The organism is Paracoccus sp. (in: a-proteobacteria), from assembly GCF_030538495.1.
In the GTDB taxonomy this organism is placed as follows: Bacteria; Pseudomonadota; Alphaproteobacteria; order Rhodobacterales; family Rhodobacteraceae; genus Paracoccus.
In genome coordinates this window covers 222,498-247,205 of sequence record NZ_JAUNTW010000003.1, presented here as the reverse complement: position 1 = coordinate 247,205, position 24,708 = coordinate 222,498, and the positions used below count along the sequence as shown (strand labels likewise).

Here is a 24,708-nt window from a genome sequence, read left to right as displayed (position 1 = left end):
CTGATCCGTCTCACCCCAGCAGGATATTTGCGCACAGAAGATAAATATGGTTCGGTTTGCGAAAACGTGGGGGCGGTGATGCGTGGGTTTCTGGAAACGGCGGCGCTGTTGGCGGATCGGGCGGGGGCGATTGCGCGGGAGGCGTGGTTTCAGACCGGTGATGTGCAGTTCAAGGCGGATGGGTCGCCGGTGACCTGCGCGGATCTGGCCGTTGAACGCGCCTTGCGGGATGTGATTGCGCAGCGCCATCCGACGCATGGGATTCTGGGCGAGGAATATGGTGCGGTCGAGGTCGGGCGCAGCCATGTCTGGGTTTTGGACCCCATCGACGGCACGCGGCAATTCGCGGCGGGGTTGGCGCATTTTGGGGTGTTGATCGCGCTTTGTCGGGATGGGGTGCCGGTCTTGGGTGTGATTGACATGCCGCTGATGGACGCGCGCTGGGTTGGTGCAGATGGCGAAACGCGGCTGAATGGTTCTGTGGTGCGGTGTGCGCCAGCGGCGGGGTTGGATCAGGCGCGGGTGTCGGTGGCCAATCCGAACAGCTTTCCGGGGAATTATCGCGCGGGCTATGACCGGCTGTCGCGGATGGGCGCGATGCAGGTGTTTGATGGCGGCTGTGCGTCCTATGCCGCATTGGCGCGGGGGCGGTTGGATATCTGCATCAACGGGCCGGATTTGGACCCGTTCGACATCTGCGCTTTGGTTCCGGTGGTGCAGGGCGCGGGCGGGGTCATCAGCGATTGGCAGGGCGGTGCGCTGACGATCCACAGCCGTGGCGCGATTGTGGCAACCGCCAGTGATGCCTTGCATCGGGCGGTGCTGCCGCAATTGGGATAAGGGGGGCAGGGCGCCCCCCCCTTGATGGTGTTAGCCGATGGCGGCGGCGCGCACTTCGTCGTCGATGGCGTCCATATATTGCGCAAAGTTATCGCTGAACATCTGCACCAGCTTAGCGGCCTGCGCGTCATAGGCGTCGGCGTCGCACCAGGTCCGGCGCGGATCCAGCAGCACATCGGACACGCCGGGGACGGCCACGGGAACCTCGAACCCGAAATTCGGGTCTTTGCGGAACTCGACTTCGTTCAGCGATCCGTCCAATGCCGCCGTCAGCAGGGCGCGGGTGGCCGCGATCGGCATACGCGACCCGGTGCCGAACGCGCCCCCGGTCCAGCCGGTGTTGACCAGCCAGCAATTCGCGCCGCTGGCCGCGATGCGGTTCTGCAACAGCTTGCCATAAACCTCGGGGCGGCGCGGCATAAAGGGCGCGCCGAAACAGGTCGAAAAGGTCGGGATCGGTTCGGTCACGCCAACTTCGGTCCCCGGCGTTTTCGACGTAAAGCCCGACAGGAAGTGATACATCGCCTGCGCCGGCGTCAGCCGCGCAATCGGCGGCAGCACGCCATAGGCGTCACAGGTCAGCATGATGATGTTTTTCGGCTGACCGCCCAGGCTGGTGTCCGACGCATTGCTGATCGCATCCAGAGGATAGGCGCAGCGCATGTTGTCGGTGATGCTGTTATCTTCGAAATCCAGTTCCAGCGTTTCCGGGTCAAACACCATGTTTTCAATCACGGTGCCGAAACGGCTGGTCGTGGCATAGATTTCCGGTTCGGCCTTGGGCGACAGGTTGATGGTTTTCGCGTAACAGCCACCTTCGAAATTGAAGATGCCGTTATCGGACCAGCCATGTTCGTCATCGCCAATCAGCACGCGCGACGGATCAGCCGACAGCGTGGTCTTGCCGGTGCCGGACAGGCCAAAGAACACGGCGCTGTCATCGGGGTTGCCCGGCGCGTGGTTCGCGCTGCAATGCATCGGCATGATGCCTTTTTCCGGCAGCAGATAGTTCAGCAGCGTGAACACCGATTTTTTGTTTTCCCCTGCGTAAGCCGTGTTGGCGATCAGGATCAGTTTCTTGTCGAAATTCAGCGCGATCACGGTTTCGCTGCGGCAGCCATGGCGGGCCGGATCGGCCTTGAAGCTGGGGCAGTTGATGATGGTGAATTCGGGGGTAAAGGTCGCCAGTTCCTCGGCCTCGGGGCGGCGCAGCAGGTGGCGGATGAACAGCCCGTGCCACGCCAGTTCGGTGACCACGCGCACATCCAGACGGTGTTCGGCATCGGCGCCGCCGAACAGATCCTGCACGAAGTAATCGCGGCCCTTCATATGGTCCAGCATATCGGCGTGCAGGCGGTCGAAGGCGTCAGCCTCCATCGGTTTGTTGTTTTCCCACCAGATCGAGTTTTCGACCGACGGCGTGCGAACGACGAATTTATCCTTGGGCGAACGGCCGGTATGCGCGCCGGTGGACACCAAAAACGTGCCGCCCAGACCCAGCTGACCTTCGCCGCGGGCAACTGCCTGCGTCATCAGGGCCGGTTCCAGCAGGTTATAATGCACCTGCCCCAGCCCTGTGATCCCCTGATCTTCGAGGCGACAATTCGGATTAACGCGGGTGGTCATGGTCTGAAGGCTCCGTCGGGATATGTTGCTGCGACAATTCTGTGACGCTTGATGGCGCTATAGCATGGGTGCGCGCAAGGGAAACAGGACAGCGCAAACAGTTAGCGCAAACAATAAATGTTATCGCCAACGGTTGTTCTTTTGGACAAGATGCCGCCAAAGGTAGGATGAATTGTTAACCTGTTTGCGCATAATATGATTCGTATGGAACAGATTCATGGAACAACGGTGGCGATTGATGGGGCAGGGCTGCTGATTATCGGGCCGTCCGGTGCCGGGAAATCCACGGTTGCGCTGCAATTGATGGCCGTGGGCGCGCAATTGGTGGCCGATGATCGCACCGACCTGCACAGGCAGGGTGATTCGATCATCGCATCCGCCCCCGCCCCCCTGCGCGGCATGATCGAGGCGCGCGGCATCGGCCTGTTGGCCGCGACGCCTGCGCCGCCCACGCGATTGGCGTTGATTTGCGATCTGGGCGGCCCGGACCCGGCGCGATTGCCACAGTTGACGCAGCGTGACATGGCTGGGGTGCCGGTTCCTCTTGTCAAGGCGACATTTCAGCCGCATCTTTATGCTGCGCTGCGGCAGTATCTGATCGGGGGGCGGATCGCATGACCGCGCGGTGCTGTGAATATAAGGGGCCGTGATGTCGGATGTGAACGGACCAAAAGACATGGACAGGCAGGAACGGCCCGCTCAGCGGCTGGTTCTGGTCACCGGCCCGTCGGGCGCCGGGCGGTCAACCGCAATCAACGCGCTTGAGGATATGGGGTTCGAGGCGATCGACAACATCCCTCTGTCTCTGATCCCGCGCCTGTTGGATGGGCCGGGGCGTCCGGGGTCGCTGGCCTTGGGGCTGGATGTGCGCAACCGCGATTTTTCCATCGCCAATCTGACCCATCTGATCGACAATCTGACCCGTCATCCGAATTATGCCCCCGAAATCCTGTATCTGGATTGTCAGGTGGATATGCTGGTGCGGCGTTACAGCGAAACCCGCCGCCGTCACCCGGCATCGCCGGACGGCACGCCTCTGGCCGGGGCGCAGACGGAAATCGACCTGTTAGAGCCGGTGCGGATGCGCGCCGATGTGCTGATCGACACCACCGAACTGACGCCGCATGATCTGCGGGCCGAAATGTCGCGGTGGTTTGACCCGCGCCCGGATCGGCGGCTGAGCGTGTCGGTGAATTCCTTCAGTTACAAACGCGGGGTGCCGCGCGGGTTGGATGTGATGTTTGATTGCCGGTTTCTGGCCAATCCGCATTGGGAACCCGACCTGCGCCCGCAGACCGGACAAGACCGCGCGGTTCAGGATTATGTCGCCGCCGATCCGCGCTATGACGAATTTTTCCAGCGGGTGCGGGATCTGATCCTGTTTCTGCTGCCCGCCCATATTCAGGAAGGCAAATCGCATCTGGCCATCGGCTTTGGCTGCACCGGCGGGCAACATCGGTCGGTGACTCTGGCGGAAAAAACCGCTGCCGCCTTGGCCGATGCGGGCTGGTCGGTGTCCATCCGGCATCGCGAATTGGAACGACGACAGATGGTGCAGCCCGGAACGCGGGGTGACGCGCGTTGATTGGGATTGTGATTGTGGCCCATGGCGGGCTGGCGCAGGAATATCTGGCTGCGGTCGAACATGTCGTCGGCCCTCTGCCCGGAACGGCGGCGATACGGATTGAGCCCGAACTGGACCGCGCCGCCAAAGCAACCGAAATCATCGACGCGGCCAATGCGGTTGATGACGGCGACGGGGTGGTCGTGGTGGTCGATTTGTTCGGCGGCACGCCAGCGAACCTGTCGCTGCCGGCCTGTGCGGTGCGAAATCGCGCGATTCTGTATGGTGCGAATCTGCCGATGTTGGTTAAGCTGGCGAAATCGCGGCAATTGCCGCTGCCCGAAGCCGTCGCCTTTGCGAAAGAGGCGGGGCGCAAATACATCAATTCTTACAACGTGCCGGAAAGCTCTGGCGCGGCGGAAACGACCCATCCATGACCAACCACGTGACCCGCGAATTGTCGATCATCAACGTCAAGGGCCTGCACGCGCGCGCCAGTGCCAAATTCGTTGATGTGGTCGAACGGTTCGATGCCGACGCGCAGGTCACCCGCGACGGCAGCACGGTGTCGGGCGATTCGATCATGGGCCTGCTGATGCTGACCGCCGCGCGGGGCAGCCAGATCACGGTCACGACCACCGGCCCGCAGGCGGTTGAACTGGCCGATGCGTTGCAGGCTCTGGTTGACGATTATTTCGGCGAAGGCATGTAGGTGCCGGACCGCAAGACCTATCACCACGGCAATCTGCGTCAGGCTTTGGTGCAGGCGACCGCCGATCTGATCCGCGACAACGGCCCGCTGGGGTTCACGATGGCGCAGGCGGCGCGTCAGGCGGGGGTGTCCGCCGCCGCCCCCTATCGCCATTTCAAAGGCCGCGACGATCTGGTCGAAGAGGTCGCGCGTCAGGGTTTTCTGGATTTTGCCGACCGGCTGACAGCGGCGTATAATGACGGGCAACCCTCTGTTTTGTCAGCGTTTTTGAATATGGGGCAAGCCTATCTGAACTTTGCCCGCGAACGGCCCGGCTTTTATATGGCGATGTTTGAATCGGGCATTTCTATCACCGGCAACGCCGATCTGGCCCATGCCGCCGAACGCGCGCAGGGGGTGCTGGCGCGCGGCGCGCAGGATTTGGCCGCGCGCATCCCCGCCGACCGCCGCCCGCCCGCGCGCATGGTCGCGAACCACATCTGGGCGCTCAGCCACGGCGTGGTCGAGCTGTTTTCACGCGGCAAACCCGGCAGCCGCAGCCCCGTCAGCCCGTCCGAGATGCTGGAAAGCGGCGTGATCATTTATCTGCGCGGGCTGGGTCTGATTCCCGAATAAAAATGGCGCGGTCCCCTTGATCGGGGCCGCATCTGCGCTATCTATGTAAATGTGATTAACATTAACATTGGAGAGCCAAGGATGCAGACCACCCCCTATATCCCCCACCTGTCTGATCAGCGCGACACTGGCCCCTTTGGCCGCGCCCGCGATTGGCTGGACGCCCGCGGCAAGCCCGCCTGGATGATCGCCATGATCGCCGGATTTGTCGTTTTCTGGCCCATCGGGCTGGCCCTGCTGGCCTATATGATTTGGAGTAAGCGTATGTTTGGATGCAATAAAACCGTCAAAACCACCCAGCACGGCTTTGCGCCCACCGGAAACGCCGCCTTTGACGCCTATCGCGACGAAACGCTGAAGCGGCTGAATGACGAACATGCCGACTTTGTCAGCTTTCTGCAAAAGCTGCGCGAGGCCAAGGATAAGGCCGAATTTGATCAGTTCATGGCCGACCGTCAGAAACGCGACGCCTGAACGAAAACCGCCGCGCTGATGCGCGGCGGTTTCTTTATTACAGTTTGCGTTCGATTTCTTCGCGTTCGAAAATCTCGATCACGTCGCCGGGGCGGATGTCGTCGTAATTTTCAAACGCCATGCCGCATTCCTGGCCCGACTGCACTTCTTTCACTTCGTCTTTGAAGCGTTTCAGCGTTTTCAGCGTGCCTTCGTGGATCACCACGTTGTCGCGCAGCAGGCGGACACCGGCGGACCGGCGCGCCACGCCTTCGGTGACCAGACAGCCAGCGACCTTGCCGACGCCCGTGACCTTGAACACCTCTTTGATCGAGGCATAGCCGATGAAATTCTCGCGCACCTCGGCGGACAGCAGGCCGGACGCTGCCGCTTTAATGTCGTCCACCAGATCATAGATGATCGAGTAATACCGGATTTCCACGCCTTTTTGGTTGGCGCTGTTGCGGGCCGGGGCGTTCGCACGGACGTTAAAACCGATGACGGGGGCCTGACTTGCCTCGGCCAGACCGATATCGGATTCGGTGATCGCACCCACGCCGTAATGCAGCACGCGGACGCGCACCTCATCATTACCAACCTTTTCAAGGGCTTGCACGATAGCCTCGGCCGAACCCTGCACGTCGGCTTTGACCACGACGGGCAATTCGGCGACGGTTTCATCCGCCTTGGCCTTGGCCAGCAGCTGATCCAGCGTGACAGCAGCACCGGCTGCGGCGCGTTTGTCCTTGGCCGCCTGAATCCGGTAATCGGCGATTTCGCGGGCTTGCGCCTCGGTTTCGACGACGTTCAGAACATCGCCCGCCTCGGGCGTGCCGTTCAGGCCCAACACCTCGACCGGGACCGAGGGGCCAGCTTCATCGACACGCTCGCCCTTGTCGTTGATCAGGGCGCGCACCTTACCCCATTGTTCGCCCACGACAAAAATGTCGCCGCGACGCAGGGTGCCGTGCTGAACCAGAACCGTGGCGACGGGGCCGCGGCCCACATCCAGTTGCGCCTCGATCACCGCGCCTTGGGCGGCACGGTTCGGGTTGGCGCGCAGTTCCAGAATTTCGGCTTGCAGGGCAATGGCTTCCAGCAGGTTGTCCAGACCCAAGCCCGTTTTGGCCGACACTTCGACATCCTGCACGTCGCCCGACATCTGTTCCACAACAACTTCGTGTTGCAGCAGATCGGTGCGGACCTTTTGCGGGTCAGCGGCGGGTTTGTCGATTTTGTTGATCGCAACGATCATCGGCACATTCGCGGCCTTGGCATGGGCAATCGCCTCGACCGTCTGGGGCATCACGGCGTCGTCGGCGGCAACCACCAGAACAACGATGTCCGTGACCTGCGCCCCGCGTGCACGCATCGAGGTAAAGGCCGCGTGGCCCGGCGTATCAAGGAACGACAGCACGGCGCCGCTTTCGGTGGTCACCTGATAGGCGCCGATATGCTGCGTGATGCCGCCAGCCTCGCCCGACACCACATTCGCTTTGCGGATCGCGTCCAGAAGGCTGGTTTTGCCGTGGTCAACGTGACCCATGATCGTGATGATCGGCGGGCGCGGGCGCAGGTCTTCGTCGCGGTCCTGAACCGTGTCGATCACCTGTTCCACATCGGCATCCGACACGCGGACGGCTTTGTGGCCGAATTCTTCGATCACCAGTTCGGCGGTGTCGGCGTCGATGGACTGGTTCATGCTGACCATCATGCCCATCTTCATCAGCGCCTTAACCACGTCCGCGGCGCGTTCAGCCATGCGGTTGGCCAGTTCGGACACCACGATGGCCTCGGGCAGTTGCACCTCACGTACCTGCTTTTCGGCGCGCAGATTGCCACCCATGGCCTTTTGACGGGCCTTTTCCTGTTTCCGCTTCATTGCGGCCAGACTGCGTTGCCGCCCGCCTTCGCCGTCAAGCGCCTGATTAACCGACAGCTTGCCCGAACGGCGGCTGTCGTCGCGCCCGGTTTTGCTGCGGTTTTCGCGTTCGGGCATGGGCGCGCGGTCGCGATCCGGCTTGCGTGCAGCGGTCGAGGTCACGCCTTTGGTTTCGGCGCGCGCGGCGGCGGCCTCAATCGCGGCCTGATCGGGGGCGGCGGGTTTCGGCGCGGCTTTGGCGGCGGGTTTTTCGCGCTTGGCCTCGGCCTTGCGGCGTTCGCGTTCCTCGGCTTCGCGGGCCAGACGCTCTTCTTCTTCGGCTTTGGCTTTCAGGGCCTCTTCGCGTTCGCGGTCTTCGCGGGCTTTGGCCTCGGCCTCGGCGCGGCGGCGTTCGCGTTCTTCTTCGCGGGCTTTTTCTTCGGCCTCACGCTGGGCGGCCTCTTCGACCTCGCGCGCTTTGGCGGCGGCCAAGGCCTTCAGCCGGCGTTCCATTTCGGCATCCGAAATGCCGGCGGGGCGTTTGGACGGATCGCTGGCGACCTTGGCGGTCAGGGGCGTTTTCGCCTTGTCAGGCGCGGCGGGCGCGGGGCCTTTCGGCACCACGACGCGTTTGCGTTTGGTTTCCACGACGACGCTTTTGGTGCGCCCGTGGCTGAAGCTTTGCTTGACCTGACCCGCGCGGCTGCCGCCGCCTACGCCAAGGGGTTTTTTACCGTCTTTGTCGCTCATCTGCGTCTTCATTCCTTCCCGACGGCCGAATTGCCGCCGTCATGCCCGCGCAAACCCGAAAGTCGGCTGGCTTCTGTAATCACTTTGTCCGTCAGGCCACCCGCTGCAAGCGCGCCGTGTATGACATGATCGCGCCCAAAGGACAAACCCAATTCTGATGCGGTCAGGCAGCCGAACCAGCGTCCGCCGGTGGGCGTCCACAATTTGCCTTTGCCGCGTTCCGACCCGTCGCTGGCCTGCAACAGAACCTTGGCGCGGCCTTCGGCCAGCCAGCCTTTGACCTTTTCAAAGCCCGCGACCGCGCGCCCCGATTTCCGCGTCAACGACACCAGTTCGACCACCCGCCGGGCCAGCCCCGCTTCGATCAGATCGGCCAGCCCGTCCGGCACCGTGACCGGCGCGCGGGCGGCGCGGGAAAATAAGCCCTTAGCCGCCGACTTTTCCAGTGCCGCGCGGTCGGCTGACACCCAGATGCCGCGACCGGGCAGCTTTTCCGCCAGATCCGGCACGACCAGCCCATCCGGCCCGATCACGAAACGGATCAGGCCCGCTTTGGGCTGAACCTCGGCCGTGGCGATGCAGCGGCGTTCGGGTTCGGTCCGGTCTTTATCAATTCCGCCGCGCGTCAGGGCCATTCCGGGGCGCGGTTACGCCCCGGCCTCCTGTTCGTCGGCCGCATCGGCGGTCAGTTCGTCGGGGTCCACCCAGCCCAGCATGACCCGCGCGGTCATGACCAGATTCTGCGCATCCTCCAGCGAGACATCGAAGGGTTCCAGCAAGCCTTCATCCTTTTGGCGCTGACCGTCAACGGTGGTCCAGCCACCGGCCAGTTCCCAATCGGCGCAGGTCGCGAAATCTTCCAGCGTTTTGATGCCGTCTTTGGCCAATGCCTCGATCATTTGGGGGGTCAGGCCGTCAAATTCAACCAGACTGTCTTCGACACCCAAGGCGCGGGCGTTTTCCAAGGCCGCTTTGTTTTTCGCCTCAAGCACATCGCGGGCGCGGGCCTGCAATTCCTCGGCGGTCGATTCGTCCACGCCTTCGATGGACAGCAGTTCGTCCAGCTCGACATAGGCGACTTCTTCCAGATCGGTAAAGCCTTCCGCGACCAGCAATTGCGCAAAGAATTCGTCCAGATCCAGAGCGTCCATGAACAACTGAGTGCGGGCGTTGAATTCGGCCTGACGGCGTTTCGATTCTTCTTCTTCGGTCAGGATGTCGATGTCCAGACCCGTCAACTGGCTGGCCAGACGCACGTTCTGACCGCGCCGACCAATGGCCAGAGACAGCTGTTCGTCGGGGACGACGACCTCGATTTTATTGGCTTCTTCGTCGAACACGACCTTGCTGACCTCGGCGGGTTGCAGGGCGTTAACCAGGAACGTCGCCTGATCTTCGTTCCACGGGATGATGTCGATCTTTTCGCCCTGCAATTCGCCGACCACGGCCTGAACGCGGCTGCCGCGCATACCGACGCAGGCACCAACCGGGTCAATGCTGTTGTCAAAGCTGATGACAGCGATTTTCGCGCGGCTGCCGGGGTCGCGGGCCACGGCCTTGATTTCGATCACGCCGTCATAGATTTCCGGCACTTCCATCTTGAACAGTTCGGCCATGAACTGCGGATCGGTGCGCGACAGGAAGATCTGCGGGCCACGGGTTTCGCGGCGCACATCCTTGACATAGGCGCGGATGCGGTCATTCGGGCGATAGCTTTCGCGACCGATTTTTTCGTTGCGGCGCAGGATCGCTTCGCCCCGGCCCACATCAACGATGATGTTGCCGTATTCTTCGCGTTTGACGACGCCGTTAATGATTGTGCCGGCGCGGTCTTTGAATTCGTCATATTGGCGGTCGCGTTCGGCTTCGCGGACGCGTTGCAGGATCACCTGTTTGGCCGATTGCGCGGCGATGCGGCCCAGTTCCACCGGGGGAACCTGTTCCTGAAACACATCGCCAATCTGCGGGCCACCGGCGAAATCGGCCAGCTTTTCGTCGCCACGGGTCCAGTAATTCGCCGGATCGCGTTGCGATTCGAAATAGGGCAGGGCGTCGCGGGTGGTGAATTGGGCCTGATGGCTTTCCAGTTCGTCGTCTTCAACCACGGTGCGGACGCGGGTAAAGGTGGCGTTGCCGGTCTTACGGTCGATTTTGACCCGGATGTCCATTTCGGACCCGTAACGCGACTTGGCCGCGCGGGCCAGACTGTCTTCCATGGCTTCGATGACCAGATCGGGGTCGATCATCTTTTCGCGGGCGACAGCCTCGGCGGTTTGCAACAGTTCAAGCTGGTTGGCAGAGGTGATTGCCATCGCTCACTCCTTCGTGTCGGTGCTGTCGGCACCGTCTTCGGTTTCAATTGCGTCAAAGGCGGATTCGTCCAGATGGTCGATCTCCAACCCGGCTTCCTTTTTCTGACGCAGCATTTCGCGGATCAGTTCGTCGGTCAGAACCAGCTTGGCATCAGCCAAGAGGTCAAAGTTCAACCCGATGGTCTGGGTGTCGCCGTCCTCGGTGATGTTCAGCAACACTTCGTCGCCTTCGACCCCGGCCAGCACACCTTTGAACCGTTTGCGCCCGTCGATGGGCTGGTTCGTGTCCAGCCGAACATCGTAACCTTCAAAGGTCACGAAATCTTTCAGGCGCGTCAGCGGGCGGTCAATGCCGGGGCTGGACACCTCAAGATGATACGCATCTTCCAGCGGGTCTTCGACGTCCAAAGTCGCGCTGACCGCGACCGAGATTTCGGCGCAGTCATCCACATTGATGCCGCCATCGGGGCGGTCGGCCATGATTTGCAGCGTGGCGGTTTTGCCGCCCTGCAACCGAATCCGCACCAGTTCAAAGCCCATATCCTCGATCACCGGGATGATGATTTCGGCAAGGCGGCGGTCGATGGCGGTCTTGGCGATCAGATCGTTCGACATGGGATCCTCCGCAATAAAAAAGGGGCCTGTCAGCGGCCCCGGACATGTTTCGGTGGCGCAGGGGGTGGAGACCTGCACCGCTGTTAGATTGTCTATACGCCGGAATGGCGGAAAGTGCAAGGGTTATATCATCCGCGCCGCGGCAACCGCGTTCAGCAGGCGGTCGGCCATGGCGCTGACCTCATCGGGGTTGATGTCGAACCCCGTTTCGGTCTGGGTGCCAATCACCATGCCGCAATGCATATCCAGCGGGCGCATCCATTCCTGCGCGCCGCTGTGGAACCGGTCGGGCGGCTGCAAAATCAACAGCGCGCCGCCGGGGCGCAGATTGTAGATCGCGTGGCAGGCCTGACTGCCCTCGACCGAGATAATCACATCCGCATCCAGAATGTTGCGGGTGAATTCGGCGGTGTCGTTTTCCGGCGTCACAACGGGGATGTTCTGATCGCTCAGCCAGCGATGCAGGGCGTCCCAGTTGCTGATTTCGCGCTGCGACGCACTGGCGCCGCGGCTGATATAGACGACCTTTCCCGCGCCGGGGCCGGGCTGGATATGCTGGCGCAGCCGGTCGCGCATCTGGTGCCAGTGCTGGGTCTTTTTGCGGCTAAACCCGACATTGCGGTTCAGAATCAGGTTGTCGGTGTCAATAACGCGATGCTGCCGCCAATTTTGCTGAAACGCGGCCTGAAAAAAGCCCAGATCGGCCCAGTCGCGCAGATGGACGGAACAGATATCGGGATGCCCGCGATAGGCTTCGTAAACCGTGGTATCATCGCCCAGCCAATGCCCGAAATAGCGAATCCCCTGCATGGAATTCAGCAAAACCGTGTGCCGGTTGCGTTCATAGCTGCCCAGAACATCGGCCAGTTTCGGCACCGACAGGCTGAACCAATGCCGCGCGGAACGGGTGTAAATCACCCCCGGCAGCACGGTGGCCGCGCCCAGGTGATAGGTCTCCATCGGGGTTTCGGTGAACCGGTCAGCGGCCCAGTTGTCCATCACGCCGCGCAGAGTGCGGTTCAGATAGCAATGGCGCACGCGGTCCAGCTGGTCGGGTTCAAACAGGCCGGGGCGACAGGCGACGTCCTGCGGGTCCGATTCCCGCACCGGGGCGGGCAGATCGGCAAAGATTTCCCGCCCGAACAGTTTTTGCGACAGCTTCGCTGCCTGAAAATCAGCCCATTTCGCGACGGCATGACCCATAGCCGGAACCTTGTCACCAACCAAACTGGACGCTGCATAACCAAGGGGACGGCATGTGACAATCCACGCCGCGGCCGTCCTCTGGACCACTGACGCGAAATCGTTACAAAACCCGCATATGGCGGGGGCAGAACGCGGAGGCTGCTATGACGAATGAACCCAAAGACTGGCTCGAGGCTGAACTTCTCGACACCCTTGACGAAGATATCGAGATCGAAATGGAAGACGCGGTTCTGTCCGCCGAAATCCGCAAGATCTATCGCACGCATCACCCTGACCAGATCGACCGCAAGGTGTATTTTCAGGAATTGCTGCGTCTGCAATCGGAACTGATCCGCCTGCAAGATTGGGTCAGCCACACTAAAGAAAAGGTCGTCGTCCTGTTTGAAGGCCGCGATTCGGCGGGCAAGGGTGGCGCGATTAAACGCATCACCCAACGTCTGAACCCGCGCGTTTGCCGTGTTGTGGCGCTGCCCGCGCCGTCGGACCGCGAAAAATCGCAATGGTATTTTCAGCGTTACGTTCCCCATCTGCCGGCGGGCGGGGAAATCGTGCTGTTCGACCGCAGCTGGTATAACCGCGCGGGCGTCGAACGCGTGATGGGATTTGCGACCGAAGATCAGGTGCAGCAATTCTTTGACGACGTGCCGGAATTTGAACGGATGCTGATCCGGTCGGGGATTCGTCTGGTGAAATACTGGTTTTCCATCACCGACGAAGAACAGCAAATGCGGTTCCTGATCCGTATTCACGACCCGCTGAAGCAGTGGAAATTGTCGCCCATGGACCTGCAAAGCCGCGTTCGCTGGGAAGCCTATACCAAAGCCAAGGAAGAAATGCTGGAACGCACCAACATTCCCGAAGCGCCGTGGTATATTGTCCCCGGCAACGACAAAAAACGCGCGCGTCTGAACTGCATCAGCCACCTGCTGGACCAAATCCCCTATACCGACGTGCCGCATGACGAAGTGCGCCTGCCGGATCGGGTGTTCAACCCCACCTATGAACGCGAGGTGCTGCCCCGCGATCTGTATGTGCCGCAGAAATACTGATCCGAGCGGCGGGGGCGTGTGACCCCCGCCTGCCGGTCCCGCGCCGGTTCTGCGGAGTGAGTAACCCACTGCGTTCGTGTGGTTTTTTCTGTCATTTTCCCGTGCCGGATATGCCTGCCGGAACGGGTGATTAACTCCACACTTAAACGCGAGGTGCTGCCCCGCGATCTGTATGTGCCGCAGAAATACTGATCCGAGCGGCGGGGGCGTGTGACCCCCGCCTGCCGGTCCCGTCAGTCTTGCGGCACATATAACGTCCCGGTTTCGCGGAACTTTTCGGCCATCTCGCTCATGCCGCGTTGCTGTTCGGCCTGGGCGCGGATGTCGTGGGAAATGCGCATCGAACAGAATTTCGGCCCGCACATCGAACAGAAATGCGCGACTTTGTGTGCCTGCGCGGGCATGGTTTCGTCGTGCATCGCGCGCGCGGTGTCGGGGTCCAGACCCAGATTGAACTGATCTTCCCAGCGGAATTCGAATCGCGCGCGGCTGAGCGCGTCATCGCGGTTTTGCGCGCCCGGATGACCCTTGGCCAGATCGGCGGCATGGGCAGCCAGTTTATAGGTGATGACCCCGGTTTTCACATCGTCGCGGTCCGGCAGGCCCAGATGTTCCTTGGGCGTGACGTAACACAGCATCGCGGTGCCGAACCAGCCGATCATCGCGGCCCCGATGGCGGATGTGATGTGGTCGTAACCCGGCGCAATATCGGTCGTCAGCGGCCCCAAGGTGTAAAACGGCGCTTCGTGGCAGTGTTTTAACTGTTCGTCCATATTCGCCTTGATCTTGTGCATGGGGACATGGCCCGGCCCTTCGATCATGACCTGACAATCCTTGGCCCAGGCGATTTTCGTCAATTCGCCCAGCGTGCGCAGTTCGGCAAATTGCGCCTCGTCGTTGGCGTCGGCAATGGATCCGGGGCGCAGCCCGTCGCCCAGACTGAAGCTGACATCATAGCGGCGGCAGATGTCACAGATTTCGTCGAAATGTTCATAGAGGAACGATTCGCGGTGATGATGCAGGCACCATTTCGCCATGATCGACCCGCCGCGCGACACAATCCCCGTCACCCGGCTGGCGGTCATGGGGATCATATGCAGACGCACGCCCGCATGGATGGTGAAATAATCAACGCCCTGTTCGGCCTGTTCAATCAGCGTGTCGCGGAAGATGTCCCACGTCAGATCCTCGGCCACGCCGCCGACCTTTTCCAGTGCCTGATACAGCGGCACCGTGCCGATGGGCACCGGCGAATTGCGGATGATCCAGTCGCGGATGTTGTGGATGTTGCGGCCCGTGGACAGGTCCATCACCGTATCAGCGCCCCAGCGGATGGCCCAGACCATCTTGTCGACCTCGGCCTCCATCGACGAGGTGACGGCGGAGTTGCCGATATTGGCGTTGATTTTGACCTTGAAATTACGGCCGATAATGACGGGTTCCAATTCGGGGTGGTTGATATTGGCGGGGATAATCGCGCGACCGGCGGCGATTTCGTCGCGCACAAATTCGGGCGTGACCAGATCGGGCAGATCGGCGCCCATCGGGTCGCCGTCGCGGGTGCGGGCGGCGGTGCGGGCTTCGTTTTCGCGGATGGCGACGAATTCCATTTCCGGCGTGATGATCCCGGCGCGGGCATAGGCCAGTTGCGTGATCGCGCGGTCGCCCACGGCGCGGAACGGGCGACGCTGCACCGGAAAGGCGGGGGTCAGCCGGTCGCCGCTGGCAAAGCCGTTATCGGCGGGCGTCAGATCGCGCCCGGCATAGGATTCCACATCGCCGCGCCCCTGCTGCCAGCCGCCGCGAATGGCGGGCAGACCGGCGGCAATGTCGATCTGGGCGTTCGGGTCGGTATAGGGGCCGGACGAATCGTAAACCACCAGCGGCGGTTCGTCGCTGACGGTGATCTGGCGCATCGGCACGGCAATATCGTGGCGGTCGCCGGTGACATAGATTTTCTGCGATGCCGGCAGCGCGCCGGTGGTGATGGCGGGGATGGCGTCTTTCATAACAGGCTCCTTGCCCGGTCAGACGTCGATATGGGCAGAAAGGGGCCTGTCGGCCAGAAGGTGCGCGCGGCGGTCCCTTCGGTCTTCCTACGCCCGGATCAACGGGTTCAGGTTCAAAGGGTCGCGTCACCGGGGTTGCCCCCTGTCTGCCTCTCAGTCCCCTTGGCGGGACTCCCCTGACGTCTGGACAGCATCGCGCGGGCATAACGCTGCGTCAATGACATAATTCGCGCCGGTTTTGAAACAATCGCGGCGAAACCGTCACGCAGGCGCGAGTGTTTGTCATGGAATCCTTCCGTCAGACGTGATGTGCATTGGCGGAAAACAGGGGTAATATAACCACCATGAAGCTGAAAACACTCGCACTTGCGCCCGTCCTCGCCCTTGGTCTTGCCCTTCCGGCATGGGCCGAGAGAATTTCCCTGAATGAGATTTCGCGTTATCTGAACAGCCTGACCACGGTTACGTCCGAGTTCACCCAGATCAACCCCGATGGCACGATTTCCACCGGCACCGTGTTCATTCAGCGCCCCGGACGGGTGCGGTTTGAATACAACAACGACAATACGCTGGTGCTGGCATCGGGCGGCACGGTCGCGGTGTTTGACGGCAAACGCGGGTCGGATGCGCTGCAATATCCGCTGTCGCAGACGCCGCTGTCGATCATTCTGGACGCCAATGTGAATCTGGGCCGTCCGGGCATGGTGACGGGTCACACCGAACGCAACAACGGCACCATCGTCACCGCGCAGGACCCGCAGCGCCCGCAAAACGGCAATATCCAGATGGTGTTCACCGCGCCGACCGAATTGCGGCAATGGATCGTAACCGATGACACCGGCCAGAAAACCACGGTGATCTTGGGCGAGATGCGCAAAGGCGGGTCGATCCCCGCATCGCGGTTTTCCATCGTGAACGAACAGGAACGCCGCCGCTGACGATTCGCGATTGACCGCGACCGAATGTCACGGCAAGCCTTTGGGGTTCACCCCAAAGGTTCCGCCATGACCGCATCTCAAGCCCGCCTGTTCACGCCCATTCTGATCGGCGGTTCGCTGATCTTGCTGATCAATTTCGCCATGCGCGCCAGTTTCGGGGTGTTTCAGATCCCCATTGCGCAGGATTTCGGCTGGCCGCGCGCGGAATTTTCGCTGGCGATTGCGATTCAGAATTTGGCCTGGGGGTTTGGGCAACCGCTGTTCGGCGCATTGGCCGAACGCTGGGGCGATCGCTGGGCCATCATTCTGGGCGCCTTTCTGTATAGCGCGGGGCTGATCCTGACGGCCTTTGCCACCACCCCCGGCGGGGTGCAGATGCTGGAAATCATGGTCGGTTTCGGCATCGCCGGCACGGGCTTCGGGGTCATTCTGGCCATCGTCGGACGCGCCGCCAGTGATGAAAACCGCAGCCTTGCATTGGGCATTGCGACCGCCGCCGGATCGGCGGGACAGGTGTTCGGCGCCCCCCTGGCCGAGGTCTTGCTGGCCTTTTACCCATGGCAGACGGTGTTTATCATCTTTGGCGTGATCGTGCTGGGAACGCTGGCCTTTCTGCCGATGCTGGGATCGGGCCGCCCCGCCACCCCCGCCATGCTGGAAGAAAGCATGGGATCGGTGCTGAAGCGCGCCTTTACCGACCCCACCTATATGATGATCTTCGCCGGGTTCTTTTCCTGCGGCTATCAGCTGGGCTTCATCACCGCACATTTCCCGGCCATGGTGACCGAAATGTGCGGCCCGATCGAACCGGGCGGCATGTTATACGGGCTGGGCATCACCACGACATCGGCATTGGGCGCGATTGCGATTGCGGTGATCGGGCTGGCCAATATCGGCGGCGCGATTTTCGCGGGCTGGCTGGGCAAACGATACACGAAAAAATACCTGCTGGCGGGGATTTACACCCTGCGCACGATTGCGGCGGCGGCGTTTATCTTAACGCCGATGACGCCCGCAACGGTGATCCTGTTTTCGCTGGTCATGGGGGCGCTGTGGCTGGCGACGGTGCCGCTGACATCCGGGCTGGTCGCCTATATCTATGGGCTGCGCTATATGGGGACGCTCTATGGGTTTGTGTTCCTGTCGCATCAGATCGGGTCGTTCTTGGGCGTCTGGCTGGGCGGGTGGCTCTATGACGTGTCGGGGGATTACCTGCTGGTCTGGTGGATCGGGGTTGGCGTCGGCGCGTTCAGCGCGCTGATCCATCTGCCCGTTCGCGAAGCCCCGGCCCGCATTGTGACCGCCTGAAAGGATCAGACATGACACATCCCCACGAACATCTGATGGGCGTGCGCTTTCAGCAATCCTCGGCCGAGGTGCGGGCGCTGCAACGCCAGGCCTATGCCTTGGCCACGCTGCGTCTGCGCGACGCGGTGACGGACCATGGCGGCGGGGCAGGGCTGGCGATTGTCAGCGATATTGACGAAACCATTCTGGACAACAGCGCTGTGATGGCACTGGCCGCGCATCAAGACGGCCCGATGTTCGAAAATCTGGACACATGGAAATTGTGGGAACGCGACGGCGACCCGCATCTGATCCCCGGTGCTGCGGATTTCTTTGCGCTTGCTGACCGGCTGGGGGTGACGATTTTCTATGTCTCGGACCGGTTCGAAGAAAACAAACTGGCCACAATCGCCACGCTGTCGAAACTGGGCCTGCCACAGGTGCGGTCGGAACAGGTGCTGCTGTTCGGCCCGCCCAAGGCCGAACGCCGCGCCATGGTCGAACGCAATCACCGCGTGATCCTGCATCTGGGCGACACGCTGCACGATTTCCACGAAGCCTTTGCCGGCACGCCCTTGGACGACCAACACCGCATGGCTGATGACCACGCCGACCGTTTCGGTCAGGACTGGATCATCTTTCCAAACGCCGCGCATGGCAGCTGGATGCGCGCCGAATTGCGCCCATGGATCGCGCCGGGGGGTTAGGTTTCGGTCGAGAGCGCGCAGGGGGGGCCAGCCCCCCATCCCCGTTCCGGGGATTCCCCCCGGGATATTTCTGCACAGAAGATAGGGCGGCGGTTTATCTTCTGTGCAGAAATATCCTCGGGGGGTCTGGGGGGCGACGCGCCCCCAGCCTGTCCGCTCTAAGCCGCGCCCAGAATATAGCGCGCGGTCATCAGATCCAAATGCGCGCCGCCGCCGTTTTTGGCAATTGTGATCGCGTCATCATCGGGGCGGGCGAACCCGCCTGTGGGCAGGTCGTAAAAATCCGCCAGAATATCGGCGGGTGTGATCGCGCCCTGATCCAGCGGGATCTGGATTTCACCGATATGGCCGATGGTGGTGGCGCGGCTGTCCACGAACAGGGCGGCGCGGTGCAGGGCGGTGTTGTCCACCTCGCGCATGTCGGGGCGATAGGCACCGATCAGGTCCAGATGCGTGCCGGGCGCGATCCAGTCGCCCATGATCAGCGGGTCGCGTGACATGGTGGTGGTGGCGATGATCTCGGCCCCGCGCACGGCCTGTTCCAGATCATCGGCCATTTGCGCGCCCATCCGTGCGGCCAGATCGGCGGCGGCGCGCGGGCTGCGGTTCCAGATCGTCACCGTCACATCGGGCCGCCATGCGCGATAGGCGTCGATCATGCTGGCCGCGACCTTGCCCGCGCCGACGATCAGCACCCGGCGCGCGTCATCCCGCGCCAGATGCCGCGCCGCCAGCAGGCTGTCGCCCGCGGTTTTCCATTTCGTCACCAGATGAAAATCGACAATCGCCTGCAACAGCCCGGTCTGATCATCCAGCAGGTTCACCGCGCCATTGACCATCCCCCGCCCCGCATCCGGGTTGCCGGGAAAGATCGTCGCGGCCTTGATCGCCAGCCCCAGCCCGTCGATCCATGCCGAACGGGTCAGCAGAGTGTCCCCGCCTCGATACAGAAAACTGTCCGCGATTTCGGCGCGTGGCAAGCGGTGACCGGCGGCCAAAGCGTCGGTCAGGTCCAGCCAGTTCAGGCGCGGTTCGATGTCAGGGCCGATAATCTGAGTCATGATTTCCACTTGATTGAACAGCCCATCGACGGGATCTGGTCAACGGGGCCGTGGCCGGTATCGGCGATCAGCCGCATGGCATCGCGCAATTCGCGGGCGGCGTCCGTCGGGCCGGGATTGCGGCCTGATGCGTCCAGACGGCCACGATATTGCAGCCCATCCCCCGCATCCAGACCAAAGAAATCGGGCGTGCAAACCGCGCCCCAGTCACGCGCCACATCCTGCGTTTCGTCATGCAGATAGGGGAAGGGAAAATCACGGTCCCGCGCCAGCTTCGCCATCTGCGGCAGGGCGTCATCGGGATAGGCCGTCGCGTCATTGGAACAGATCGCCGCCACGCCGATGCCAAAGCCCTGCATCTCGCGCGCGTCGCGCAGGATGCGGTCCAGCACCGACAGCACATAGGGGCAGTGGTTGCAAATGAACATAATCAGCGTGCCGCGCGGCCCGGCCACATCGCGCATGGTCCACAGCGTGCCATCGGTGGCGGGCAGGCGGAAATCCGGGGCGGGCCAGCCAAAATCGCAGACAGGCGGGGATACAGCCATGATCGGTCCTTTCATTGCGGGTAGCCCGCGCGCCGATTAGACACAGCGCGCGACAGCCCCGCAAGACGAAACCGGCTCAGCGAAAGCTGTAAGTTGCGCTGATGGCGCCGCCTCGGTCGCGGCCTCCTTGGGTCGTTGTCGCGCCCGCCGAGATCCGCCAGCGGCTGTCGATGCTGGTATAGCTGGCCCCCACGGCCAGGCTGGTCTGGTCATGAAATCGCCCCAGCCCCAGACTGACCGACACCGTGTCGGGGTGGTCGTCAAAGCGCATCATTCCCATGGCCATGGCGGACGCGATGCCGCTGCGCGCTTCGCGTTGATTGGCGGTGATCCGGTCATCCTGACGCGCGATATGTTCGGTCAGCGCATAAAGCTGCGCGCCATTCACCGCATCAGTTGAATCGGGGGCGATCCGTCCCGGCGCGATATTGCGCAGTGACGTGGGGCGGTTGTCGATGGGGTCGCGTCGGATGATGTATCCTGTGCCATCCGCCGACCAGTCACCCGGGATTTGCTTTTGCGTTTCGGACAGGTCGCGGCCAAGATCGGCGACCTGTGCCGCGCTTTTGTCGGAAAAGCCCTGAACGTCGTGAAAGATGATGCGTTCATCCTGTGCGTTCAGGCGGTTGTTCAGGTCGGTGATGGCGGTTGCGCTTGCTTCAAGTTGGGCGGCCATGCGGTTCAGATCGGCGCGCGCCTGCGCCAGTTGGTCCTGCAGCATCGACAGATCGGGATGGGGCGCGGCTGTGATCGGCTGCGTCGGCGCGGTCTGATCCCCATTGGCGTCGATGCGAGTCTGCATCTGGGCGACATCATGTGCGGTCGTTGTTTGACGTTCGGCCAAGCCCGCGACTGCCCCGTTAAGCGTGGTCAGATGGGTGTCGCTGGCGTCCTGACGCGCGGTGACGGCGGCCAGCCCGGTGGTGGTTGCGGCGGTCAGGTCGGTGATCGCCGTTTCGGTCGCGGCGTTCGCGGTTTCCATGGCGGCGATCTTATTGCTTGCCGTCGCCAGATTGTTTTGCAGGCCGGCAATCGCTGTTTCGTTCGCTCCAATCTGATCGGTCGCCGTTGCGACATCCCCGCGCAGTCCGGTGATGGCGGTTGTGTTCGCCGCGATGTTGGTCTTCGCGGTCGTCAGGTCGGTGCGCAGCTCTGTGATCGCGGTTGCGGTCGCGGCTTGTGCGGTTTCCGTCGCTGCGATTTTGGTGTTCGCCGTGGCCAGTTCGTCGCGCAGGTCGACGATCACGGTCTCGGTCGCGGTGATTTTGTTCGTCGCCGTGTTAAGATCATCGCGCAGGTCGGCAATTGCCGTAGTGGTCGCGGTTTGGGCGGTCTCGGTCGCGGTGATTTTCGTGTTCGCCGTGTTCAGGTCGCTGCGCAGGCCCGTGATCGCGTTTGCGTTCGCGGTGATTTTCGCGTTTGCGCTGTTCAGATTGTCGCGCAAGTCACTGATGGCGGTCGTGGCTGTGGTTTGGGCCGCTTCGCTGGCAGTGATCTTGCTGTTCGCCGTGGTTAGGTTGTCGCTTAGGTCAGTGGTGGCCGTCGCGTTCGCCGCGATTTTGTCGTTTGCGGCGGCCAGATCGTCGCGCAGGCCGTTGACGGCGGTCGTGGTTGCGGTTTGGGCGGCTTTGGTTGCCGTAATTTTGTTGTTCGCGGTTGTCAGATCATCCCGCAGGTCCGTGATCGCGGTTGCGGTCGCGGTTTGCGCGTCTTCCACTGCGGTTATGCGGCCTGCCAGCGTGTTGATATGGGCGGAAAAGCGATCGGACAGCCGTTCGACCGCGCTGATGGTCGCGTGCAGCTGTGACCCGTTCACGGCATCGGTCGAGCTGTCCGACAGCTCCCCAGCGGCGACATGTTTGATCTGACGTTCGCCACCCGCGCGACCGATGGACAGGATCTGACCAACGGGCCTGACCGCTGCCGCGAAGTTATAATGACGGGTCGCAATCACATATGATCCGGGGGTGCTTTCCGTCCCTCCGGGATGGGCGGGGGCGGCGGCGGTCGCCGTCGAGCCCGACCCCAGCACGATCGCGCCCGACATGGTGTCGGCAATGGTGATCCCCTCGCCAAAGGCGAAGCTTTTGGTTGCCTGCACCTTGACCCCGTGACCGATGGCGATCGAATCGACGGGCATCGCCTCGGCCGAGGTTCCGATGGCAATGGAATCGTTTCCGCCCTTGCTGCGCATCCCGATCGAAATCGACCGCGTGCGTTCAACCCAGTCGTCGGTGCTGCCGGCCCCGGCATTCTGACCGATGGCGATGTTATAGTCGCCCTTGATATGGCGCCCGGCATAGACGCCCAGCCCCACATTGTTGCTGCCCGCCATGCCGCGGCCCGATTGGCGGCCCAGCGCAATGTTGTTGTCGCCGGTCAGACGGCCGCCTGCTTCAGCGCCAAAGGCGGTGTTATAGGCCCCCGCCACCAGCCGACCCGACAGATGACCCAGCGATGTGTTGTTGCTGCCGGTGACCTGATCGCCCGCCTGATGGCCGATGGCGGTGTTGTTGGCGCCCCGCAGGTTGCCGCCCGCAAGATAGCCAATGGCCGTATTCAGATTGCCGGTTACAATATTGCCGGTTTCAAACCCCAAGGCGATATTGCCGACCCCGGTCACGTCGTGGCCGGTCCGCGTTCCCATGGCAAGGTTCTGATATCCATTGACATTCTGCCCCGTGCGCCAGCCGATGCCGATATTCTGCGATCCCAGTGCATTCGCCCCGGCACCTGTGCCGATGGCCAGATTGGCGCGGCCGTTCAGGTTTGTGCCGGTGCCATCCGTGTTGCGGTAACACCAGCCGAACCAGACGCAGCTGACGCCCAGACGTTCGGCCTCGGCCCGGTCCAGTGCGCCGGTGTGTTGACCCGCGCCTTTGCCGATGGCGATGTGTTCGTTGCCGGTCGCCGACGCCCCCGCCTGATGGCCCAGCGATGTGTTGCTGCTGCCCGAGACCTGATCGCCCGCCCCATGGCCGATGGCGGTGTTGCTGGCACCGCTGGTATTGCCGCCCGCCATATAGCCGATGGCGGTGTTCAGATTTCCGGTCACGTTATAACCGGTCTCAAGCCCAAAGGCGATATTGCCGACGCCCGTCACGCTGTGGCCCGTGCGCGTCCCAATCGCAAGGTTCTGATAGCCCGCGACAGCAAGCCCCGTCTGGTAACCGATGCCGATATTCTGCGATCCGCGCGCGCCGTCCCCAGCCATAGAGCCGATGGCGATATTGTCGTGACCGTTCAAATCCGAGTCGGTGCCGTCTTCGTTCCGGTAACAATAGCCGAACCAGACGCAGGTGATGCCCAGAGCCTCGGCGTCGACCCGCTCCAGTGCCATGGTGTCGTGGCCCGCGCTGTGGCCGATGCCGATGTTCTGGCCGCCGGTGACCTGAGAGCCTGCACCGGGGCCAAGCGCGATGTTGCTATAACCCGTGACGAATGTACCGGCGTCGCTGCCCAGTGCGACGTTGCTGCCGCCCTCGACGTGATTACCGGCCTGTTGGCCCAGTGCGCTGTTGTTGTCGCCGGTGACGTTATGACCCGCCTGCAGGCCCGCGCCAAGGTTGTTTTCCCCTTCGACGTGATTACCGGCCTGTCCGCCAAGCGCAATGTTGTTATAGCCGTCAACCGTGTTGCCGGCTTGCGTGCCCAGGCTGATATTGTGCCCACCTGTCACTGTGGTGCCAGCTTCGCGGCCCATGGTGATGTTGTCGTCGCCCGTGACGGATTGCCCGGCCTGCCAGCCGATGGCGGTGTTAAAGTTGCCCGTTGCTGAGAGCCCGGCCTGATAGCCAATCGCAGTGTTGTCGTCGCCCGTGACGGATTGCCCGGCCTGAAAGCCAAGCGCGTTGTTGCGGATGCCCTTGGCATAGCCCCCTGCAAACTGCCCCAGTGCCATATTGCCGGACCCGGTCACATGCACGCCTGCGCTAAGCCCGAAACCGATATTCTGGAACCCCCGGACATGGCTGCCGGCCTGTTCGCCGATACCGAAATTGCCCGATCCTTTGGCCGACCTGCCCGCACCAGTCCCGAAATGGATGTTTTCGCGGCCATTATGAAACACAGAACCATTGGTGCTTTTGTAACACCACAGAATATTCACGCAGACGATGCCCAATTCTTCGGCCAAGGCGGGGTCGAGCGCGCCGACCCCCTGACCGGTCATGGCCCCGATGGCGATGTTGTTGGCGTCTGTGACGCCCGTGCCTGCGGAATGACCAATAGCGACCTGCCGGGCCGCACCGCTGACGGCGGACCCCGCCCTATACCCCAAAACGACCGAGGACGTCCCCGCCGCATTGCTGTCGTTTCCGTATTTAACGGCGTTTGCGCCATCCTGCGCGGCGGCGGGGGTCAGGGTGGTGGTAAGAATGGCGGCGGCAATTTTCGCCCGGTTGAAATATGCCATGGGAAACCTGAAAAAATAAAATAGCGATTCTGTGTTCCCAATATAAATAGCAGACAAATGCGAAAATTGCATTTTCTAAGAACCTAAACTTTTAATCAAAAACGATAAATTCGGGTGGCGCGCGGCGCTGTCCATGGCGCG

At 62.1% G+C, this 24,708-nt stretch carries 21 protein-coding genes and 1 riboswitch; of the genes, 11 read left to right on the top strand and 10 right to left on the bottom strand.

The genetic code is table 11. The annotated features are described in order from the left end of the window. The first annotated feature begins 78 nt into the window (after nucleotides 1-78). Nucleotides 79-840, top strand: coding sequence for an inositol monophosphatase family protein (locus tag Q4G20_RS04350; RefSeq protein ID WP_303342132.1), 762 nt, complete (start codon nucleotides 79-81; stop codon nucleotides 838-840). Nucleotides 841-870: 30 nt separating this feature from the next. Here the strand turns inward: Q4G20_RS04350 and Q4G20_RS04345 are convergent, their stop codons facing one another. Continuing rightward, nucleotides 871-2,466, bottom strand: coding sequence for a phosphoenolpyruvate carboxykinase (locus tag Q4G20_RS04345; protein WP_303342131.1), 1,596 nt, complete (start codon nucleotides 2,464-2,466; stop codon nucleotides 871-873). Nucleotides 2,467-2,670: 204 nt separating this feature from the next. On the opposite strand from Q4G20_RS04345, the gene Q4G20_RS04340 reads away from it, so the two are divergent. From Q4G20_RS04340 to Q4G20_RS04315, 6 genes are all read left to right on the top strand, one after another. Beyond that, a complete protein-coding gene (locus tag Q4G20_RS04340; RefSeq protein WP_303342130.1) occupies nucleotides 2,671-3,084 on the top strand; it encodes an HPr kinase/phosphorylase in 414 nt (137 codons plus the stop codon). Nucleotides 3,085-3,115: 31 nt separating this feature from the next. Beyond that, entirely contained in the window at nucleotides 3,116-4,051 is a 936-nt protein-coding gene (gene rapZ, locus Q4G20_RS04335) for an RNase adapter RapZ (protein ID WP_303342129.1), read from the top strand. Beyond that, nucleotides 4,048-4,467, top strand: a complete 420-nt coding sequence (locus Q4G20_RS04330; RefSeq protein ID WP_303342128.1) for a PTS sugar transporter subunit IIA — start codon at nucleotides 4,048-4,050, stop codon at nucleotides 4,465-4,467. Before rapZ ends, Q4G20_RS04330 begins: the two co-directional genes overlap by 4 nt. Beyond that, the gene (locus Q4G20_RS04325) at nucleotides 4,464-4,742 is read left to right on the top strand and encodes an HPr family phosphocarrier protein (RefSeq protein WP_303342127.1); all 279 of its coding nucleotides are present in this window, start codon (nucleotides 4,464-4,466) and stop codon (nucleotides 4,740-4,742) included. Before Q4G20_RS04330 ends, Q4G20_RS04325 begins: the two co-directional genes overlap by 4 nt. Continuing rightward, entirely contained in the window at nucleotides 4,743-5,357 is a 615-nt protein-coding gene (locus Q4G20_RS04320) for a TetR/AcrR family transcriptional regulator (RefSeq protein ID WP_303342126.1), read from the top strand. A gap of 81 nt (nucleotides 5,358-5,438) precedes the next feature. After that, nucleotides 5,439-5,831, top strand: a complete 393-nt coding sequence (locus Q4G20_RS04315) for a DUF2852 domain-containing protein (RefSeq protein WP_303342125.1) — start codon at nucleotides 5,439-5,441, stop codon at nucleotides 5,829-5,831. Nucleotides 5,832-5,868: 37 nt separating this feature from the next. Here Q4G20_RS04315 and infB read toward each other — a convergent pair whose 3' ends face one another. From infB to Q4G20_RS04290, 5 genes are all read right to left on the bottom strand, one after another. After that, the gene (gene infB, locus Q4G20_RS04310) at nucleotides 5,869-8,421 is read right to left on the bottom strand and encodes a translation initiation factor IF-2 (protein WP_303342124.1); all 2,553 of its coding nucleotides are present in this window, start codon (nucleotides 8,419-8,421) and stop codon (nucleotides 5,869-5,871) included. Between the two features lie 8 nt (nucleotides 8,422-8,429). Further along, complete coding sequence (locus Q4G20_RS04305) at nucleotides 8,430-9,050, bottom strand: RNA-binding protein (RefSeq protein WP_303342153.1); 621 nt, start codon at nucleotides 9,048-9,050, stop codon at nucleotides 8,430-8,432. 18 nt (nucleotides 9,051-9,068) lie between these two features. Next, the gene (gene nusA / locus Q4G20_RS04300) at nucleotides 9,069-10,733 is read right to left on the bottom strand and encodes a transcription termination factor NusA (RefSeq protein ID WP_303342123.1); all 1,665 of its coding nucleotides are present in this window, start codon (nucleotides 10,731-10,733) and stop codon (nucleotides 9,069-9,071) included. Between the two features lie 3 nt (nucleotides 10,734-10,736). Further along, the gene (gene rimP / locus Q4G20_RS04295; protein ID WP_303342122.1) at nucleotides 10,737-11,348 is read right to left on the bottom strand and encodes a ribosome maturation factor RimP; all 612 of its coding nucleotides are present in this window, start codon (nucleotides 11,346-11,348) and stop codon (nucleotides 10,737-10,739) included. A 123-nt stretch (nucleotides 11,349-11,471) separates the two neighbouring features. After that, nucleotides 11,472-12,551 (bottom strand): glycosyltransferase 61 family protein, encoded by a 1,080-nt coding sequence (locus tag Q4G20_RS04290; protein ID WP_303342121.1) that lies wholly within the window; start codon nucleotides 12,549-12,551, stop codon nucleotides 11,472-11,474. Nucleotides 12,552-12,697: 146 nt separating this feature from the next. On the opposite strand from Q4G20_RS04290, the gene ppk2 reads away from it, so the two are divergent. After that, nucleotides 12,698-13,603, top strand: coding sequence for a polyphosphate kinase 2 (gene ppk2, locus Q4G20_RS04285; RefSeq protein WP_303342120.1), 906 nt, complete (start codon nucleotides 12,698-12,700; stop codon nucleotides 13,601-13,603). A 233-nt stretch (nucleotides 13,604-13,836) separates the two neighbouring features. Here ppk2 and thiC read toward each other — a convergent pair whose 3' ends face one another. After that, nucleotides 13,837-15,612, bottom strand: a complete 1,776-nt coding sequence (thiC, locus tag Q4G20_RS04280; protein ID WP_303342119.1) for a phosphomethylpyrimidine synthase ThiC — start codon at nucleotides 15,610-15,612, stop codon at nucleotides 13,837-13,839. A gap of 67 nt (nucleotides 15,613-15,679) precedes the next feature. Then, nucleotides 15,680-15,800, bottom strand: a riboswitch (TPP riboswitch). 156 nt (nucleotides 15,801-15,956) lie between these two features. Between thiC and Q4G20_RS04275 the strand changes: the two genes are divergently transcribed. From Q4G20_RS04275 to Q4G20_RS04265, 3 genes are all read left to right on the top strand, one after another. Further along, on the top strand, nucleotides 15,957-16,550 hold the full coding sequence (locus Q4G20_RS04275; protein ID WP_303342118.1) for an outer membrane lipoprotein carrier protein LolA: 594 nt from the start codon (nucleotides 15,957-15,959) through the stop codon (nucleotides 16,548-16,550). 66 nt (nucleotides 16,551-16,616) lie between these two features. Continuing rightward, entirely contained in the window at nucleotides 16,617-17,858 is a 1,242-nt protein-coding gene (locus tag Q4G20_RS04270; RefSeq protein ID WP_303342117.1) for an MFS transporter, read from the top strand. An 11-nt stretch (nucleotides 17,859-17,869) separates the two neighbouring features. Continuing rightward, nucleotides 17,870-18,544, top strand: coding sequence for a 5'-nucleotidase, lipoprotein e(P4) family (locus Q4G20_RS04265; RefSeq protein ID WP_303342116.1), 675 nt, complete (start codon nucleotides 17,870-17,872; stop codon nucleotides 18,542-18,544). A gap of 158 nt (nucleotides 18,545-18,702) precedes the next feature. Here the strand turns inward: Q4G20_RS04265 and Q4G20_RS04260 are convergent, their stop codons facing one another. The 3 genes from Q4G20_RS04260 to Q4G20_RS04250 form a co-directional block, all read right to left on the bottom strand. Then, entirely contained in the window at nucleotides 18,703-19,608 is a 906-nt protein-coding gene (locus Q4G20_RS04260) for an ornithine cyclodeaminase family protein (protein ID WP_303342152.1), read from the bottom strand. Beyond that, the gene (locus tag Q4G20_RS04255) at nucleotides 19,602-20,153 is read right to left on the bottom strand and encodes a thioredoxin family protein (RefSeq protein WP_303342115.1); all 552 of its coding nucleotides are present in this window, start codon (nucleotides 20,151-20,153) and stop codon (nucleotides 19,602-19,604) included. Before Q4G20_RS04255 ends, Q4G20_RS04260 begins: the two co-directional genes overlap by 7 nt. Nucleotides 20,154-20,229: 76 nt before the next feature. Then, nucleotides 20,230-24,567 carry a YadA-like family protein gene (locus Q4G20_RS04250; protein WP_303342114.1) on the bottom strand — a complete coding sequence of 1,446 codons (4,338 nt, stop codon included), beginning with the start codon at nucleotides 24,565-24,567 and terminating at the stop codon, nucleotides 20,230-20,232. Nucleotides 24,568-24,708: the final 141 nt, after the last annotated feature.

What these genes read in the sequence shown, in the direction of transcription:
- Q4G20_RS04350 (WP_303342132.1), top strand. Translation starts at nt 79, where the DNA reads ATGCGTGGGTTTCTGGAAACGGCGGCGCTGTTGGCGGATCGGGCGGGG.
- Q4G20_RS04345 (WP_303342131.1), bottom strand. Translation starts at nt 2,466, where the DNA reads ATGACCACCCGCGTTAATCCGAATTGTCGCCTCGAAGATCAGGGGATC.
- Q4G20_RS04340 (WP_303342130.1), top strand. Translation starts at nt 2,671, where the DNA reads ATGGAACAGATTCATGGAACAACGGTGGCGATTGATGGGGCAGGGCTG.
- rapZ (WP_303342129.1), top strand. Translation starts at nt 3,116, where the DNA reads ATGTCGGATGTGAACGGACCAAAAGACATGGACAGGCAGGAACGGCCC.
- Q4G20_RS04325 (WP_303342127.1), top strand. Translation starts at nt 4,464, where the DNA reads ATGACCAACCACGTGACCCGCGAATTGTCGATCATCAACGTCAAGGGC.
- Q4G20_RS04315 (WP_303342125.1), top strand. Translation starts at nt 5,439, where the DNA reads ATGCAGACCACCCCCTATATCCCCCACCTGTCTGATCAGCGCGACACT.
- infB (WP_303342124.1), bottom strand. Translation starts at nt 8,421, where the DNA reads ATGAGCGACAAAGACGGTAAAAAACCCCTTGGCGTAGGCGGCGGCAGC.
- nusA (WP_303342123.1), bottom strand. Translation starts at nt 10,733, where the DNA reads ATGGCAATCACCTCTGCCAACCAGCTTGAACTGTTGCAAACCGCCGAG.
- rimP (WP_303342122.1), bottom strand. Translation starts at nt 11,348, where the DNA reads ATGTCGAACGATCTGATCGCCAAGACCGCCATCGACCGCCGCCTTGCC.
- Q4G20_RS04290 (WP_303342121.1), bottom strand. Translation starts at nt 12,551, where the DNA reads ATGGGTCATGCCGTCGCGAAATGGGCTGATTTTCAGGCAGCGAAGCTG.
- ppk2 (WP_303342120.1), top strand. Translation starts at nt 12,698, where the DNA reads ATGACGAATGAACCCAAAGACTGGCTCGAGGCTGAACTTCTCGACACC.
- thiC (WP_303342119.1), bottom strand. Translation starts at nt 15,612, where the DNA reads ATGAAAGACGCCATCCCCGCCATCACCACCGGCGCGCTGCCGGCATCG.
- Q4G20_RS04275 (WP_303342118.1), top strand. Translation starts at nt 15,957, where the DNA reads ATGAAGCTGAAAACACTCGCACTTGCGCCCGTCCTCGCCCTTGGTCTT.
- Q4G20_RS04270 (WP_303342117.1), top strand. Translation starts at nt 16,617, where the DNA reads ATGACCGCATCTCAAGCCCGCCTGTTCACGCCCATTCTGATCGGCGGT.
- Q4G20_RS04265 (WP_303342116.1), top strand. Translation starts at nt 17,870, where the DNA reads ATGACACATCCCCACGAACATCTGATGGGCGTGCGCTTTCAGCAATCC.
- Q4G20_RS04255 (WP_303342115.1), bottom strand. Translation starts at nt 20,153, where the DNA reads ATGGCTGTATCCCCGCCTGTCTGCGATTTTGGCTGGCCCGCCCCGGAT.
- Q4G20_RS04250 (WP_303342114.1), bottom strand. Translation starts at nt 24,567, where the DNA reads ATGGCATATTTCAACCGGGCGAAAATTGCCGCCGCCATTCTTACCACC.